Origin of the sequence: Bacteroides sp. AM44-19, from assembly GCF_003603395.1 — a bacterium.
GTDB classification, from domain to species: Bacteria; Bacteroidota; Bacteroidia; order Bacteroidales; family Bacteroidaceae; genus Bacteroides; species Bacteroides uniformis.
Genome location: NZ_QTNB01000009.1, coordinates 68,097 through 86,062 on the forward strand (window position 1 = coordinate 68,097; position 17,966 = coordinate 86,062).

Genomic DNA, 17,966 nt, shown 5'->3' on the forward strand with positions numbered 1-17,966 from the left:
TTTTTCTTTTGTATGACTCGATTCCGACTTTTTGGTCAATAATGACGACTATAATGCCTAAATGGCATGTGAGAATTCTTCACCTTTACACAAAAATAATAATAACAGTAATAACAATGAAACTATTCAGCTTGTCTCTCCTTTGTTTTGCGCTACTCTGTTCTTGTGGGAACCATGGCGTCAAAGAAAAACCGATTGTAAAAAACGTGCATATCGTACATGCCGAGCCTATCGCAGGAAATACATTCCGGTCGTTCCCCGGAGTGGTCAAAGCAGCGCAGCAGATTGAACTCGGTTTTAAAACAGCCGGACAAATCAAGCAATTGTGCGTTGATGAGGGTGACTATATCCGTGAAGGACAGCTCATTGCCAGGTTGGACGATACGGATTATCAACTGCAACTGGCAGCTACCGAAAGCCAGTACCGACAGTTGAGTACGGAAATGACAAGACTGGAAGAACTACACCGTCGAAATAATATAACCGACAATGATTATGAAAAAGCCGTAGCCGGATTGGAGCAGTTGAAAGCACAACTGGAATCGAACCGGAACACCGTCAACTACACCCAACTTCATTCTCCTATATCGGGCTATATCCAGGCTGTTCATTTTGAAAAAGCAGAAATGGTCAATACGGGAACAGCCGTTGTTACATTGGTCGATGTAAATAACATAGAAATAGAGAGCGAACTCCCTGCATCTGTTTACCTGCAAAAAGATAACTTTATAAGTTATTCATGTCATTCCCGGTTATTGGCAGATAATAACTTCTCTTTGAAATTAGCCTCGATAAATCCCAAATCTAACAGCAATCAGTTATACAGGATGCGCCTGTTTCCCGAAACAGATGCGAAGAACGCTCTTTCGATAGGAATGAATGTAGAGGTAACGGTGGAAATTCGCAATGGAGAACATTCAGGTGGTTATACCCTTTGGCCCAGATCTGTATTTATGCAGAACGGTAAAAGTTATGTATGGGTCGTGAATGACCGTTCCGAAGTGAAGTTAAAACCCGTGGAGATATCCGGTCTCGACAGCAAAGGGCGAATCATCATCCTGTCTGGTCTGAACGAAACAGACAATATTGTCGAATCGGGGTTGAGCGCCCTCGATGAAGGTGATGTAGTACGGGTAATCGCACAACCCGCCAAAACAAATGTAGGAGGGATACTATAATGAAACTGACTGATTTTTTCTTCAGAAACGCTACGTTCTTCTGGACGTGCGTGGTAATGATCGTATTCAGCGGTATATACGCCTACATTATTATGCCGAAACTGGAAGACCCTGAATTGTCTGTCAAGCAAGCAATGGTGGTAACTTACTATCCGGGGGCTTCTGCACACGAAGTCGAACTCGAAGTTACATCGGTACTCGAAGATGAACTACGGACACTCAGTAATATTTCCGATATGGAATCGGTCTCTTCGGAAAATATGTCAACTATCACTATCAATATCGACATGGCTGTTCCGGTCGAGGGTCTCGAACAACGTTGGGATATTCTTCGTAGAAAGGTGGAGTCAGCCGCGCAACGGTTGCCGTCAGGGGCTTATCCTCCAGTGGTGGTAGACGATGTAAGTGATATCTACGGAATGTTCTATGCCCTTTCCGCCGAAGGCTATACGCTTGCGGAAATGGAAGAATATGCCGGGCTTATTAAACGTGAACTCCTTGAATTGAAAGGAGTAAGGCGGATTTCATTCTTTGGCACAAGGAATGAAAATGTAAATATAAAGCTCCCCAAAGAAATGATTGCACGCAACAGCATCTACCCTGTGCAAATTATGACTACTATCGATGCCCGCAATCAGCCAGTCAATGCCGGGCATTACTATTCGGATGGTCAATTGCTGCGTAATGAGGTCGGTGGCAAACTAAGGAGCGCTGAAGATGTGAAAGACCTTATTATGCAAACGCCTTCCGGCGGGCAGGTAAAGTTAGGCGATATTGCCGAAGTCGCAAAGGAGTATGCCGATCCGCAGACCAGGGGCTTTTGGGTGAACGGCCATCCGGCAATCGCTCTTTGCGTTTCGATGGAGCCGGGCGTTGTGGTTACGGATGTAGGTAAGCTGGTCGAGGCGCGAATGACGGAGCTCCAAGAGCGGTTGCCTGCCGGATTTGAGTATGAAAAGATATATTTCCAACCGGATAGGGTATCGAACGCAATAGGCTCTTTCAACTGGAACCTCGTAATATCGGTAGTCATCGTAGTGCTTGTACTGATTCTTACAATGGGCATCAGAGGTGGGCTAATTATCGGTGCAGGACTGATTTTGACCGTATTGATGACTTTTCCCGTATTACTGATGACAGGAGGAACATTACAACGCATATCATTGGGGGCATTCATTGTGGCAATGGGTATGCTGGTTGATAACGCGGTTGTGGTTCTCGACGGTATACTTGTAGACAGGGGAAATGGTCTGCCGCCAAAGAAAGCATTGTTCCGGACAGCGGAAAACACAGCGTGGCCTTTAATGGGTGCAACTTTAATCGCCATAATGACTTTCCTTCCTGTCGGATTATCCAACGATACCGCTGGAGAATATGCACGTGATCTGTTTTTTGTGCTGGCCATATCATTGTTGGTAAGTTGGGTGCTTGCCATGACACAGATACCTGTCTTTGCAAAACTATTCTTATCGGCACGTGCAAACGGCGGTAAAAACCCAGAGAAGATAAAAGATCAACTCAACACACCCCTTCATAAGGTTATCCGAAAGGCGCTTCATTTTTTTATGAACCATAAAATATCAACTTTTTTGGTAAGTTTCGGATGTTTGGTTCTGGCTTTCGTTGGATTCTTTTCGGTTAAGTCGATATTCTTCCCCGACTTCGATTATAACCAGTTATATGTAGAATATACCCTGCCACCGCAAACGCACCCTGACAGGGTAAAACATGATTTGCTGGAAATATCGGAAAAACTCTCGGACTATGACGAGATAAACAAGATAACGGCAAGTCAGGCACAAACCCCCACCCGATATTGCCTTGTGCGTTCCATCAATGCGGTGGGCGACAATTACGGAGAATTGATTATCGACTTCGAGGATTACCGCGATGCATACAGACTTCTTCCGGAAATTCAGACACGACTGCGGGAAGAATATCCCGATGCGTATGTTCGGGTACGGAAATACAACTTCGCAGTCAGTACGAGCCACACGGTTGAGGCCATATTCTCCGGTCCCGATCCGCAGATATTAAGAGAGCTGGCCGGGCAAGGCAAAGAAATTATGCGCGATTGTGCAATAGTGGATGCTTATTCGGTTACCGACAACTGGCAACCTCAGGGAAAATCCATATATAGGGATTATTCCGAGCAATCTGCCAAACGTAGCGGAATGAACCGCAGCGATATTGCGAACGCTTTATTGGCTTCAGCAGAAGGCTTGCCCGTAGGTCTTATTTACGAAAATGACAAATCGGTTATTATTAATCTGAAAGTCCAAAATTCGGATGACAGTCGCATTACAGACCAGAATGACATACCGGTATGGGGGATGATTCCAAATACCAGCCTTGAAGAAGTAAATATAGGTAGAGTATTGCAGGGTACGGCGACACCCGACGATATAACTGACAATATGTTCCGCACAATCCCTTTAAGTCAGATAACGAATAACGAACGCGTTAAGTGGGAAGAAACAAGCGTGGCGCGTTACGACGGTAAACGGGCGATAAAAGTACAGTGTGACCCTCTTGCCGGCGAAGCTCCCGGCGAGATACTGTCGGAAATCCAGGATCGGTTTGAACAAATAGAACTCCCTGCCGGGTATTCACTCAAATGGTTAGGAGAACAGAAATTACAGAACAGCGCATTTGAAAATATTTTCGGATTCGTGCCGATAGCCCTTGTGTTGATTGTGCTGATTCTTGTATGGTTGTTCAATGATATGCGCAAGGTTCTGCTGGTTATTCTGTGTCTGCCTTTCGCATTCATAGGAATCACCCCCCTTTTGCTTGTAACAGGTACACCATTCACATTTATGGGTATAATCGGAGCGATGGGATTGATGGGAATGCTGATTAAGAACTCTATCGTATTGGTAGACGAGATTACGCGCCTTACAAAAGAAGGAATGGTTCCCTATGATGCGGTCATTAATTCGACAGTAAATCGTACCCGTCCGGTAATAATGGCTTCGGCCACGACCATACTTGGCATGCTCCCGCTTCTGTTCGACCCTATGTATTCCAGTCTGGCAGTTGTGGTAGTTGCCGGTTTGACAGCAGGCACCATAATTACGCTGATTCTGCTGCCTATTTTTTATTCATTATTTTTCAAAATTAAAAAAACTTCGCTAATAAATATTTACGAATGAAAAAGAAAACAATCATCCTTGTAACTCTGGCACTTATGCTTTTGGGAGTGAACACCAATGCTCAAATGTCAGAAAAGCCTCGTGTCATTGCAATGACTGACGGAGAGATAGATGACCAATGTTCTATGATCCGCTTCCTGCTCCATGCTAACGATATGGAAGTTGTAGCTATTATCCAAACCAATTCCATTTTTCAACGGGGTGGATGGAGTAATGCCGGATGGATAGAAAAGCAACTTGATGCTTACGAACAGGTATATCCCAACCTCATCGTACACGATCCTGCTTATCCTACTGCCAACGAACTAAGAAGCAAACTCTTCCTTGGTGACCAAGATTCAACACATATTGTGGTCGATACAGATGTCATCCGTCGTGTACCCGGAACTGAATCCATGATAGACCCCACGCATTGGGCTGATACACCCGGTTCCGATAAGATTGTTGAAACTCTTTTGGAAAACGATCCTCGCAAAGTCTATATACAGGCTTGGGGAGGTGGTAACACCGCAGCCAAAGCTTTCCAAAAGTTAAAAACCCAATACCCTTCCGAGTATGAGCGTGCTGTGAAGAAAGCAGTTATGTATAACATCTGGTATCAGGATGGCGCTGGAAACTACATTGAAACTTACCACCCCGACGTCACTCTGCTGGTGTCTTACTACTTTAGTGGAACTTGGGATTACGGTAGCCAACGTTATACCGACGGTTTTGCCAAAAACTATCTGCACAACGGTCACGGTCCATTGGCAGCCCTTTATCCACAGGATTACATCAGCGAAGGCGATTCACCTGCGTTCCTTTATACGCTTGGTAGCGGATTACGTGGTTATGAAGACCCTACTTACGGTGGTTGGGGCGGACAGTTCTATAAAATAGAAGGACTAAAAAACGTATATCGTGATGTAGACCGTGGTAGTTACCTGCGGTGGGTAGAAGTAGCCAACCGTGATTTTGAATCCAGACTCCGGTGGTGTGTAGCTGGCAAATATGAAGATGCTAACCACAAACCGGTAATCGCCATACCCGGCGGGCTGGAAAAAACAGTGAAATCCGGTGAAACCGTAACCCTAAATGCCGATATCACAGAACCAGATTCCCTCGATATTGACGGAATCTGGGCGAAATACTCTGCCCTTTATGAGCAGCTCGGCTTTAATAAAGAAAGTTTTGTCGAAATAGCTCCGCAACGTTATCCCAAATATAACGCTTACTGGTGGCAATATAAAGAAGCAGGAACATACAATGGCTATATCGACATTGTCGCCGTTGACTCAGGCAAATCTACCTTTGTTGCTCCCAAAGTCGACAAACCCGAAACCCTGCACCTCATCCTTGAAGTGACCGATACGGGGATTCCGGCGTTGACCACCTTCGCCCGCGTTATTGTTACTATCTTCCCCACAGATAAATAAGAACCAATAAGAAAATGTCATGTTAAGAAAAACGATACTTATGATTCCTGCCATCTTTTTATGGTTGGGCATCAATGCTGTACAAGCCCAAACCCGTTTATCAATCGAAGATTGCCGGAGAATGGCACTTGAGAACAGCGACGATATAAAAATATCATCCCGCAAGGTAGGCAAGGCGGTATCAGATCGACAAGCAGCAAAAACAGCCTATTTCCCGAAAATATCAGGATCGGCAACCTATGCCTATATTTTCGAAAACATCGATATGGGTATGGTGGGTATGGAAATGAGTATGAAAGGTATGTATATGGCAGGTATTACCCTGCAACAGCCTGTATATGCAGGAGGGAAAATTGTCAACGCAAACAAAATGGCAAAAACCGGCGTAGCAATCTCGGAAGAAAACAAAAGGCTTACCCGAATCAATACCCTGGTAGAGGTGGAGCAGACGTATTGGATGTATGTTTCGGTAGCGGAAAAGGTAAAACTGCTTACACAATATACTCAATTGTTGGATTCGTTGCATCAGCAGGTCAGCAGTTTTTTTGAACTCAAAATGGCTACTGCTCAGGATTTGCATAAAGTACGCACCCGACGAAGCAATGTGACATACGAACTCCAACGGGCGGAAAGCGGACGGGAACTGACTCGTATGTCCCTGTGCCATCTGATCGGACTGGAGTTGGATGCTCAAATAATTGCCACCGACACACTTATTTTAACTCAAAACTACAACAATCAATTATCACACGATATTGTCAATCGCCCGGAATACCGTATACAGGAAATGCAAGTGGAATTGAAGGATTTGGAGATAAAAAATACCCGTGCCGATTTTTTCCCTACAGTGGGGATTAGTGCTGGTTATCAATATATGGGGGGCATGAAATTAGCCGGTTCATCTCTCGATATGAAAATACCGATGGTAATGGCCAGTATAAGCATTCCTATATTCAATTTCGGGGAAGGACGTAAAAAAATAAGGAGCGCACGACTGGCACACGAAATCAGCACAGTGGAACTCAACAAAAATCGTTCATTGATGGATATAGAAGCACAGCAATCCAAATCCGCTTATGAAAGTGCATTGCTACTTATTCGTACAGCAGAGCATGGCCTTGAAGAATCAGAACATAATCTTTCTCAGACCCAAAACAATTATGAAATGGGAATGGCCACGATCCTTGATGTTATGGAAGCGCAGACACAATGGCAGGAGGCTTACAGCAACAATATTGAAGCCCGTACAAATTACAAAATACGAGAAATAGAATACCTTAGGGCGATTGGACAGTTGGAGTGATTTTTAATGACAGAAAACCTTAGATGCCCCCTTCTTATTAAGTACATCCCCAATCATCGCTTTCGCCTCCAGCCCAACCTCCACAAAGTTCCTGTAGAGAATCTGTTCCCGCTCTTCTTTCGAATTGAAAGTATAAAACCGTGGCAGCGGATAGTTTTACAGTCCGCTTCCTCTTTCTTTTCTTGTAATAGGACAGATAAAATGCCGCAACATCCGTATATTTGTTACGGGGAAGCCTTATGCCGAGCTTCCTGCAATGCATGCAGATGTGCCGGTAGAGCCTATTCGATGCTCTCCCAAAGGAGCTTCATGTCCGTAGGAAAACGCATATGACTTTCATAGCATGTGGTAAGAATCATCATTCTCCTTTCCGTTCTGTTCTCCGGCGAGACTACAAAAAAGGAGGAAATCCATTTCGGATTTCCTCCTTTTTTAGTTTATAGTTTTTTGTCTAAATTCTTATTTGGCTACTTCTACAACTGGCTCGGTACCTTTCTTGTTCTTCATCAGCAGATATGCGATAGGAGATGCAACGAACAGAGAAGACATTGTACCGAATACAACACCCAGAATCATGGCGAATGCGAAGCTGCGGATGGAATCACCACCGAGGATGAAGATACACAGCAACACAATCAAGGTACTCAGTGAAGTATTGATGGTACGTGCCAGAGTTGTGTTCAATGAGTCATTGAACAATTGGAATCTGTCACGCTTCGGATAGAGGCCGAAGAATTCGCGTACACGGTCGAAGATTACCACCTTGTCATTGATAGAGTAACCGATAGCTGTCAGGATGGCACCGATAAAGGTCTGGTCGATTTCCAGAGAGAACGGCATCCAGCCCCAACAGATGGAGTAGGCACCCAGGATGATGATGGTATCACAGGCCAATGCGGCTACTGAACCGATACTGTATGCAATATTGCGGAAACGAATCAGAATATAAATACCGATGGCAATCAATGCAAGTACAACGGACCAGATGGCTGAAACCTTGATGTCGTCTGCGATACTCGGACCTACCTTCTGGGAACTGATGATACTTCCGCCCGTATGGTTTTCGCGGTCGATGAAGGTTTCCAGCGTAATGTTCTGGGTCAATACAGGTTTCAGAGTCTCATACAGATATGCTTCGATTTCAGAGTCGATGTTGTTACCTTCTTCTTCAATGCGGTAGTTCGTGCTGATACGTACAGTCTTACCGTCTGTACCGATAGCGATAACGCTGACATTGGCGTCACCGAACTTGCTGGAGATAAGCTCACGAATCTGTTCCGGCTCTACCTTGTTCTCAAACTGCACCTTGAAGTTACGTCCACCGGTGAAGTCGATGCTCTGGCTCAATCCGCGGGTAGCGAGGAAAGCGATACATACAATTACAGCGGCTCCGGTGATGGTCAACCACAGCTTGTTTCTGCCCATGAAGTCGAAATGTACATTCGCCATCAGGTTCTTTGAAATCTTGGAAGAGAATGTCAAGTTCAGCAATTTGTCTTTGCTCATGAAATAATCATAGAACAGACGTGTCATGAATACGGCAGTAAAGAATGAAATCAAGATACCGATAATCAATGTAGTGGCAAAACCACGGATAGGACCTGTACCGAAGTTGAACAGGATAATACCGGTGATGATAGATGTCAAGTTGGAGTCGAAGATAGCGGAGAATGCGTTGGCATAACCGTCAGCCAATGCCTTCTTCACACCCTTGCCTGCACGCAGCTCTTCTTTGGTACGTTCGTAAATCAATACGTTGGCATCCACGGCCATACCCAGTGCCAATACCATACCGGCAATACCGGACATGGTCAGTGCAGCCTGGAAAGAAGAGAGGATACCCAGCGTGAAGAACAAGTTCAGCACCAGAGCACCGTTGGCCACCATACCCGGAATGAATCCGTACATGGAGCACATGTAAATCATCAGCAGAATCAATGCAACGATGAATGACATGATACCGGCGTTGATAGAAGCTTGTCCCAGTGAAGGACCTACGATGTCTTCTTGCACAATGTGTGCGGGAGCCGGCATCTTACCTGAACGCAATACGTTTGCCAAGTCTTTTGCCTGTTCGGGAGTGAAGTGGCCGGTAATCTGTGAGTTACCACCGGTGATTTCATTGTTTACATTTGGTGCGGAGTAAACATAGCCGTCCAGCACGATAGCGATGCTCTTACCGATGTTCTGCTTGGTGAGCTGAGCCCAACGGCGTGCACCGTCGGTATTCATGGACATGCTTACAGCGGGCTTGCCATAATGGTCGTATTCGTCCTTGGCGCTAACTACTACATCACCTTCCAAAGGCGCTTTACCGTTACGTTCTGTAGAACGGATAGCATAGAGCTCGAAAGTCTGGGCTTTCGGGTCATACTCGTATGGAGATACACCCCACTTCAGACGCAAGTCTTTCGGCATTTCGGCCTGAACTTCCGGCATGGAAAGGTATCTGTTGATTTCAGCTGTATCCTTGTAGTTGGCATAGGCTACAACAGGACCTTGTCCGCTGGGGTTGACCTGCAGGATGGCGAACAGCGGATGTTCTTTCTTTATTTGTGCAAGGTCAGCGGTTTGTGTCTTGTTTTCACCCTTTAAAGCAGCGGCAAGGCTGTCGGCTGTGCTGGTAGCCTGTGCTACGGCAGGAGCTTCGGCGGCTGTGCTGTCTGCTTCTTCTGCCGGAGTTTCGCTTGCAACGATGGCACGCAACTTGGTGTCGGCAGCTTGCAGATAAGGAGTAACGTCTTTTGCTGTGTATGTTTCCCAAAATTCCAGATTGGCGGAACCTTGTAATAATTTTCTTACACGTTCTGGCTCTTTGATACCCGGAAGCTCTACCATGATACGGCCCATTTTGTCTTCCAGACTCTGGATGTTGGGCTGAACTACACCGAAACGGTCGATACGGGTACGAAGTACGTTGTAGGAGTTCTCGACTGCTGCCTTTACTTCTTCGCGCAATACTTTCTCAACTTCCGCGTCGGTAGATTTCTGAGTTACCTTGTCTTTTAATTGTTGGGTTGCGAACAGTTGTGAAAGAGGAGCACCCGGAGCAAGCTTGTGATACTCTCTGACGAATAGGGTGATTACGTCATCCTGGCTTGTGGTAGCTTGTTTGGCGGCAGTGGCCAATGCTTGGTTGAATGCTTCGTCAGTCTTGTTGTCAGCCAATACTTTGATGACATCGGGTACGGAAACTTCAAGGATGACGTTCATACCGCCCTTCAAGTCCAAACCTAAACTGATTTCCATCTCACGACATTGTTTCAGCGTCCAATTGCCGAAATACACTTTCTCATTAGCCAGAGAATCGAGGTAGTCCTGCTCTACTTTCACATCGCCTTTCGCAAACTCTTTGGCCTTACTTGTGTAATGGCGAGTTACAAAAGAGAAGGAGAGATAGAACACACACACCAGTGTGAGCAATATCGCAAAAACCCTTACAAATCCTTTGTTTTGCATGTTACTTTTAGTTTATTATGATTACTTTTTAATTAAATTCTGTTGCATACAAGGCTGCAAATATAGCTTTTTTTTCACAAATCTTACTTCATACCGCGATTTTTTAACATCGGGTCTAATTGAGGCTCAGTTCCTCTGAAGTTTTTATAGAGAGTCATCGGGTCTTCGCTGTCTCCTTTTTCCAGAACATTCTGGCGGAAGAGGTCGGCTGTCTGCTTGTCGAAGATACCGTGTTCCTTGAAAGCTTCGAAGGCATCGTTGTCCAAAACATTGGCCCAGAGATAGCTGTAGTAGCCTGCAGCATAACCGCCGATGATGTGGTTGAAGTATGTGGTACGGTAGCGGGGAGCTATTTCCGGAATCAACCCCAGTTGGTCCATCGCTTCTTTTTCGTATGCAACGACATCAAGGCCTTCGGTATCAGTCAGGTTATGCAGGTTCATGTCGAGGATGGCGGCGGCCAGCAACTCGGTAGTCATGAAACCCTGGTTGAACGTTTTCTGGTTCAGTATCTTTTCAATCAGGCTGTCGGGAATGACCTCGCCGGTCTTGTAATGCTTGGCATACATTTTCAACACTTCGGGTTCGGTGGCCCAATGCTCGTTGATTTGAGAGGGGAGTTCCACGAAGTCGCGTACGACATTGGTGCCTGAAGTACCTTTATACTGGCATTGGGTCAATAATCCGTGCAGGGCATGGCCGAATTCATGGAACAAAGTTTCCACTTCGTCGATGGTCAGCAGGGAAGGAGTGTCGCCTACGGGCTTGGTGAAGCTGCATACGTTGCATACCAATGGACGTATGCTGCCTTGTTGTTCGCGGTAATTGCTCATCCAGGCACCACCGCTTTTGCCGGGACGGGGGAAGTAATCTACATAGAAGATACCTACTTGTGAGCCGTCTGCGGCTTTCACTTCAAACACTTCTACATCGGGATGATAGACGGGGATACCTTCGAGCTTTGTCAGCGTGATGCCATAGAGCTTATTGGCAACGGCAAAGGCGCCTTCACGTACGTTTTCCAGCTTGAAGTAGGGCTTAATCTCTTCTTCTTCGAGGTTATATTTCTCCTTACGGAGTTTTTCGGTGTAGTACCACCAATCCCATGCTTCCAGTTTCTCTCCTTTGCCTTCCTTGTCCATCAGCTTTTGCAGTTCGGCTGCTTCGGCTTTTGCTTTGGGGAGTGCATAACTCCACAAGTTGTTGAGGAAGTCCATCACGGCGGTGGAATTCTTTGCCATTGTATTGTCCAATACAAAGTTGGAGTAACAGTCGAAACCCAGCAGTTGCGCCTTTTCAAGTCTCAGGCTTACGATGTCGGCAATGATTTTCTTGTTGTCGTTCTTGTCATTGTTATTGCCGCGGTTGATGTAGGCCTTGTACATCTGTTCGCGTAGCGGCCGGTTGGCGGAGTATTGAAGGAAAGGCAAGCGGCTTGCATTATGGAGGGTAAACAGCCATTTGCCTTCCTGTCCGGTGGCACGGGCTTCAGCCATGGCGCTTTCGCGGAACCATTGGGGAAGTCCGGCGAGGTCTTCCTCTTTTCCTACATAAAGCTTGAAGTCGTTGTTTTCGTTCAGGATGTTGTTGCTGAACGTGATTCCGAGTGTGGAAAGCTGCTTGTTGATTTCACGCAGACGGGCTTGCTTGTCGGCCGGAAGATTGGCGCCGGAACGGATAAATTTCTTATGGGTCTTTTCCAGCAGCCTTTGTTGTTCGCGGGTCAGGCCGAGAGCATCTTGCTGGCTGTAGACAGCATCCACTTTCTTGAAAAGCTCCTGGTTGAGGGAGATGTTGTCTTCGTGTTCGGCCAATGTCGGAGCCAGTTTCATGGAAAGGGCTGTCAGTTCATCGGTAGTTTCGGCCTCCGTCAGGTTGAAAAATACACCGCCTACACGGTCCAGGGTGGGAGAGCTGTTGTCGAGGGCAACAATGACATTTTCGAAAGTAGGGGCTTCCGTATTGTCAATGATGGCTTGGATATTGGCGTTCTGCTCTTCTATACCTTTCTGGAATGCGGGTTCATAGTGCTCCAACTTGATTTTATCGAATGGAGGCACGCCATTGGGTGTTTGAAACTCAGTAAGGAACGGATTGCTTTCCGTCTGGGTGGCACAGGAGTACATCATACAACTTGCTGCTAAAATTAGAATACATTTTTTGAACATTGTTTTCTAAGTATTAAATGTTTAAGTATTAATTTTCAATATCTCTTAGTGATATAGCACCATATCGGATAGTGGTCTGACTCTTTGATGGAGCGGTCTACTGTACAATTGTAGGCTCTCAGGTTCTTGCTTGTCAGTATGTTGTCTATCCGGAAATAGAATCTGTTCTGGTTGTAGGAGATGCCCAGCCCCCGTCCTGATTGGGTGAATGCGTCGTCCAAATCCTGGGCGATGGTGCGGTGGGCATAGGAGATGGGGGTATCGTTGAAATCGCCGCACACAATAATGTAAGGATGCGGTGAAGCGGCTATTTCATGTGCAATAGTGTCAGCCTGCGGGGCACGGATGGCCGATGCTTCTGCCAGCTTGCGTATGAGCAGGCGTGCGCCGCTTTTCACTTTTTCCTTTTCGGGAGATTTCAGCATGTCTTCGTACACGACTTTATCGGCTTTGGTCAGTTTGTTGGACTCCAGATGATTGTTGATGAGGGTAACCGTGTCTTCCCCAATCTTGATTTCATAGAGTACCGAACCGTTGTATTCGCTGGGATAATCCAATATGCGTGACGAGAGAATCGGAAATTTAGAGTAACATGCTATCTTGTTGGTATGTCCCTTTCCGCTACCCACTGTGTTGATGCGGTGGTATGGATATGCCTTGAGTTCCCGCTCTACGTCTTTTTGCGAAAGATGCTTTGAGGATTGTACTGTGGAATATTCCTGCAGACAGAGGATATCGGCGCCACTTTCCTTCAAATAGGTCAATATCGGGTTTTTGCCATCTTGCTTGGCGGCACCGTCAAATCCCATAATGTTGTAGGAGAGCAGTTTGATACTTGTTTCCGGTAAGTGGTCTGTATGGAAGTTGATGGGCAGATAGGTGCGTATCTGCGAATAGCAGAGCAACATCCCTATCAGGGGCAGCAAAGCCGACCTATAGCGCTGGATGACCAGCCAGAAAATGAGGAAGCCGGCATTTATCATCAGGAACACGGGAAATGTCAGCCCCAGGCACGATTGCACCGGATGTGTGACCGGCTGGATGTGCGGACTATAGGCGGTGAACAGTAATAGGCCCGTAAACAAGGCATTGACCGCTAAAATCAGAAGAGCGACAAAATTACCGAGATGCTTCATTATAATAGTTGAAAATTGAAAGGTGAAAACTGAAAATAAGAGTGGCGGTTATATTCTCATTTCTCATTTTTCATTTTCCGTTTTCCATTGGTTTAACGTTTACTCGCGTCGAACAAGCTTTTCTTTTCCTCTGTAGTAAGGCTTTCGTATCCCGATTTCTTTAATTTGTCGAGAATGCGGTCTATCTCGTCGGATTGGGCTTTTTTCCGTGCGTTGTAATCATAATCTTTTTGTTTGCCAGTACCGTAATGTACTTTCATTTTCGGTTTTCGGGGTTTGAAGCTGACGATGGAAACTAAGGCATCCAGACATTTGTTTATCCATGAGGTCAGGTCGCTACCTTTGCTGAGGCTGGCGGCAAACCATAACCCTGCCAGCGCACCTCCTAAATGTGCGATGTGTCCGCCGGCATTGCTGGAGGTGATGAACAGCAAATCGGTGCCTATAACGATGAGTGCCAGGTATTTCAGCCGGATGGTTCCGAACAGCAGCAGCCTTATCGGATAGTTGGGCTCGCGATAGGCGGTGGCGGCTACAATGGCAAGTACAGAGGCAGAGGCGCCCAGCATGAAAGAATAGTCTGTCATGGGACGGAAATACGGAAAAATGTTATAGGCGGCCATATAGAGCAGACCGCCGCAAATTCCTCCCAGAATGTATACACCCCGCAGATGCTTTGCAGAGAAGAAACTCAGGAACAGTGCACCGAACCAGTAAAGCCACAGCATATTGAAAAGAATGTGCATGAATCCTGCATGCATGAACATATATGTCAGTAGTGACCATGGTTGCAGGATGAAGCGTAGGACTGATGCCGGCAGTTCCAACCATTCGAATACGCCTGCTATGCTCCGGTTGAACAACTGGAACATGACTTCGGTTAGCGTAGTAAGTATGAATACCGCAACATTGATGTAAATCAGTTGGATATAAATGTTCCCCCTACGGAAGGTCTCTTTCAAATCAGTTATAATAGTAGCCATTTCCTCTGTTCTTTTTTCTCCAGTACATAATCAGGATAAAGCCGAATACCATACCACCCAAATGTGCGAAGTGAGCCACATTGTCTCCTGCACTGTTTGCAAATCCGGCATAAAGCTCAATCAGGGCATATCCGATGACAAAATATTTGGCCTTGATGGGAACCGGCAGCGGGAAGATGAACATTTGCTGGTTGGGGAACAACATGCCGAATGCCAGCAGAATGGCGTATACTGCGCCCGAAGCTCCCACGGTAGTCATCATATTGAGATATTCCTTCATCGGGATGATGGCCATGCCGGTATTCACGCTGTCGTAGGCGGAAAGTACTGTCTCATAATGAATATACTGTACCACCTCCTGGATAATTCCGGCTCCTATGCCGCACACCAGATAGTAGAACAGAAATCGTTTTGGCCCCCATACCTGCTCTAAAATACGTCCGAACATCCATACGGCAAACATGTTGAAAAACAGGTGCGCGAATCCGGCGTGCATGAACATATATGTTATCAATTGTGCTGCATTGAAATCTTCGGCAAGGAAAAAATGCAATCCCAGATATTGGGCGAGGTCGATGCCGTAGCTTTGGGCGACAATGGTGCCCAAAAACATCAGCACATTAATGATTAAAAGGTTCTTGGTTACAGTAGGTATAGTATTCATAATCTGTTGTTTCAATTCATTTTACAGTTCAAAAACAGTTGTCTGTTTTTGCATTCTCCGGCAAAAATACGAATAAATTCTGTTCTATAACAGAAAAAGCAGATTCTATTCCTTCTTTTTCGCTGTTTTCCAATATTTTTTTAATGTTTTTATTTGATATTCAGAAATATTGCTCTATTTTTGTGGAGGTTTGTGATGAAAAGTAAAAATATCTTTTGTGTAACATATTAATTAATTTTTAAGCATTATGAATAAGGCGGAACTTATTAGCGCTATGGCAGCGGAGTCTGGTTTGTCAAAGACTGATTCAAAGAAAGCATTGGATGCATTTATCGCGTCAGTCACTAAGGCAATGAAGGCCGGTGATAAAGTATCATTGGTTGGTTTTGGAACTTTCAGTGTGGTGGAAAGAGGAGCGCGTATGGGTATCAACCCCTCTACTAAAAAGCCTATCGAGATTGCTGCAAAGAAAGTTGTTAAATTCAAACCAGGTGCGGAATTGACAGCTGAATAAGAACAGTATACTCAACATACAAAGAGGGGACGTTTTACAAGGAGCGTCCCCTCTTTGTATGTTGAATATCTTGTGAGTCAATAAAAACAAGCCTGCTTGTTTTGTACTGATTTCGGTTTACGCTATCTTTGCACGCAGGAAAATACATTTGAATCATGAATATAGAACAGAAACTGGTATCGTCCGTCATCGGCGGACTGAAAGCGCTTTACGGACAGGATGTTCCTGCCACACAAGTGCAGTTGCAGAAAACCAAGAAAGAATTTGAGGGACACCTCACGCTGGTTGTATTCCCTTTCCTCCGTATGTCCAAGAAAGGACCGGAGCAGACGGCCCAGGAAATCGGTGAATACTTGCAGGCAAACGAGCCTTCGGTTGCAGCATTTAATGTCATCAAGGGCTTCCTGAACCTGACCATTGCCTCCTCTGCGTGGATAGAATTGTTGAATGGCATTCATGCGGACAAGCAGTACGGTATCGTGGCTGCTACTGACAACTCTCCATTGGTGATGATTGAGTATTCTTCTCCCAACACCAACAAACCGCTTCATTTGGGACATGTACGCAATAATCTTTTGGGAAATGCGCTGGCTAATATAGTGGCTGCCAACGGTAATAAGGTAGTAAAGACAAATATTGTCAATGACCGTGGAATTCATATCTGTAAGTCCATGTTGGCATGGCTGAAGTACGGAAATGGTGAAACTCCCGAATCATCCGGCAAGAAGGGAGATCACTTGATTGGCGATTACTATGTTTCCTTCGACAAGCATTATAAAGCGGAAGTGAAGGAGCTGATGGCCAAGTTCCAAAGCGAAGGCATGAATGAGGAAGAAGCCAAAGCCAAGGCGGAAGCTGAATCTCCTTTGATGAAGGAGGCTCGTGAAATGCTGGTAAAGTGGGAGGCCAATGACCCGGAAGTACGTGCGCTCTGGAAGAAGATGAACGACTGGGTGTATGCAGGTTTTGACGAGACTTACCGTATGATGGGTGTAACTTTTGATAAGATATATTACGAATCAAACACGTACCTCGAAGGTAAGGAGAAGGTAATGGAGGGCCTGGAGAAAGGCTTCTTCTACCGGAAAGAAGATGGCTCTGTATGGGCAGACCTCACGGGTGAGGGGTTGGACCACAAGCTGCTGTTGCGTGCGGACGGTACATCCGTCTACATGACGCAGGATATAGGTACTGCCAAACTCCGCTTTGCAGATTATCCCATCGACAAGATGATTTATGTGGTAGGCAACGAACAGAATTACCATTTCCAGGTATTGTCCATCCTGCTCGACAAACTGGGCTTCGAATGGGGTAAAGGGTTGGTGCACTTCTCTTACGGTATGGTGGAACTTCCCGAGGGCAAGATGAAGAGCCGCGAAGGTACAGTAGTTGATGCTGACGACTTGATGGCGGAGATGATTGATACAGCCAAGGAAACCAGCAATGAACTGGGTAAGCTGGATGGTCTGACAAAGGAAGAGGCAGACAATATCGCCCGTATCGTTGGTCTGGGTGCCTTAAAGTACTTCATCCTGAAAGTGGATGCCCGCAAGAACATGACATTCAATCCAAAAGAGTCCATCGACTTTAATGGTAATACGGGACCGTTCATCCAATATACTTATGCACGTATCCAGTCTGTTCTCCGCAAGGCAAAAGAGGCCGGTATCGAAATCCCTGCCCAGTTACCTGCCGGCATTGAACTGAGTGAGAAGGAAGAGGGACTGATACAGATGGTTGCCGACTTTGCCGCTATTGTGAAGCAGGCAGGTGAGGATTACAGTCCGTCCATCATTGCAAACTATACGTATGACCTTGTGAAGGAATATAACCAGTTCTACCATGACTTCAGCATTTTGCGTGAGGAGAACGAAGCAGTGAAGATATTCCGCCTTGCATTGTCCGAAAATGTAGCCAAGGTGGTACGCTTAGGTATGGGCTTACTGGGAATTGAGGTACCTGACAGAATGTAACTTTACGCAAGTTTCTTA

11 protein-coding genes and 1 pseudogene are annotated in these 17,966 nt (G+C 45.8%); 6 read left to right on the forward strand and 6 right to left on the reverse strand.

Annotation, left to right across the window (positions count from 1 at the left end):
* Positions 1-116 precede the first annotated feature (116 nt).
* The 4 genes from DW947_RS14060 to DW947_RS14075 are packed head-to-tail and all read left to right on the forward strand — an operon-like array spanning position 117 to position 7,051.
* Positions 117-1,178 (forward strand): efflux RND transporter periplasmic adaptor subunit, encoded by a 1,062-nt coding sequence (locus DW947_RS14060; protein WP_057256549.1) that lies wholly within the window; start codon positions 117-119, stop codon positions 1,176-1,178.
* Positions 1,178-4,333: an efflux RND transporter permease subunit gene (locus DW947_RS14065; RefSeq protein WP_057256548.1), complete on the forward strand. Its 3,156-nt coding sequence runs from the start codon at positions 1,178-1,180 to the stop codon at positions 4,331-4,333. Before DW947_RS14060 ends, DW947_RS14065 begins: the two co-directional genes overlap by 1 nt.
* Positions 4,330-5,748 carry a DUF1593 domain-containing protein gene (locus DW947_RS14070; protein WP_057256547.1) on the forward strand — a complete coding sequence of 473 codons (1,419 nt, stop codon included), beginning with the start codon at positions 4,330-4,332 and terminating at the stop codon, positions 5,746-5,748. The genes DW947_RS14065 and DW947_RS14070 overlap by 4 nt, the downstream gene beginning before the upstream one ends.
* Positions 5,749-5,788: 40 nt before the next feature.
* Complete coding sequence (locus DW947_RS14075; RefSeq protein WP_070101230.1) at positions 5,789-7,051, forward strand: TolC family protein; 1,263 nt, start codon at positions 5,789-5,791, stop codon at positions 7,049-7,051.
* 166 nt (positions 7,052-7,217) lie between these two features.
* Here the strand turns inward: DW947_RS14075 and DW947_RS14080 are convergent.
* The 6 genes and pseudogenes from DW947_RS14080 to DW947_RS14105 all read right to left on the reverse strand — a co-directional run.
* Positions 7,218-7,398: pseudogene (locus DW947_RS14080) on the reverse strand (DDE transposase); the annotation flags it as partial.
* A 112-nt stretch (positions 7,399-7,510) separates the two neighbouring features.
* Positions 7,511-10,510, reverse strand: coding sequence for a protein translocase subunit SecDF (gene secDF / locus DW947_RS14085; RefSeq protein ID WP_057256544.1), 3,000 nt, complete (start codon positions 10,508-10,510; stop codon positions 7,511-7,513).
* A gap of 83 nt (positions 10,511-10,593) precedes the next feature.
* Positions 10,594-12,678: a M3 family metallopeptidase gene (locus DW947_RS14090; protein ID WP_057256543.1), complete on the reverse strand. Its 2,085-nt coding sequence runs from the start codon at positions 12,676-12,678 to the stop codon at positions 10,594-10,596.
* Between the two features lie 35 nt (positions 12,679-12,713).
* Positions 12,714-13,814, reverse strand: a complete 1,101-nt coding sequence (locus DW947_RS14095; RefSeq protein ID WP_057256542.1) for an endonuclease/exonuclease/phosphatase family protein — start codon at positions 13,812-13,814, stop codon at positions 12,714-12,716.
* Positions 13,815-13,906: 92 nt separating this feature from the next.
* The gene (locus DW947_RS14100; protein WP_025831509.1) at positions 13,907-14,797 is read right to left on the reverse strand and encodes a rhomboid family protein; all 891 of its coding nucleotides are present in this window, start codon (positions 14,795-14,797) and stop codon (positions 13,907-13,909) included.
* Positions 14,778-15,461, reverse strand: coding sequence for a rhomboid family intramembrane serine protease (locus tag DW947_RS14105; protein ID WP_165852461.1), 684 nt, complete (start codon positions 15,459-15,461; stop codon positions 14,778-14,780). Before DW947_RS14105 ends, DW947_RS14100 begins: the two co-directional genes overlap by 20 nt.
* Positions 15,462-15,708: 247 nt before the next feature.
* On the opposite strand from DW947_RS14105, the gene DW947_RS14110 reads away from it, so the two are divergent.
* Together DW947_RS14110 and argS are read left to right on the forward strand one after the other, a co-directional pair.
* Positions 15,709-15,975, forward strand: coding sequence for an HU family DNA-binding protein (locus DW947_RS14110; RefSeq protein WP_117878811.1), 267 nt, complete (start codon positions 15,709-15,711; stop codon positions 15,973-15,975).
* A 155-nt stretch (positions 15,976-16,130) separates the two neighbouring features.
* On the forward strand, positions 16,131-17,948 hold the full coding sequence (gene argS, locus DW947_RS14115; protein ID WP_117963217.1) for an arginine--tRNA ligase: 1,818 nt from the start codon (positions 16,131-16,133) through the stop codon (positions 17,946-17,948).
* The last annotated feature ends 18 nt before the right edge of the window (positions 17,949-17,966 follow it).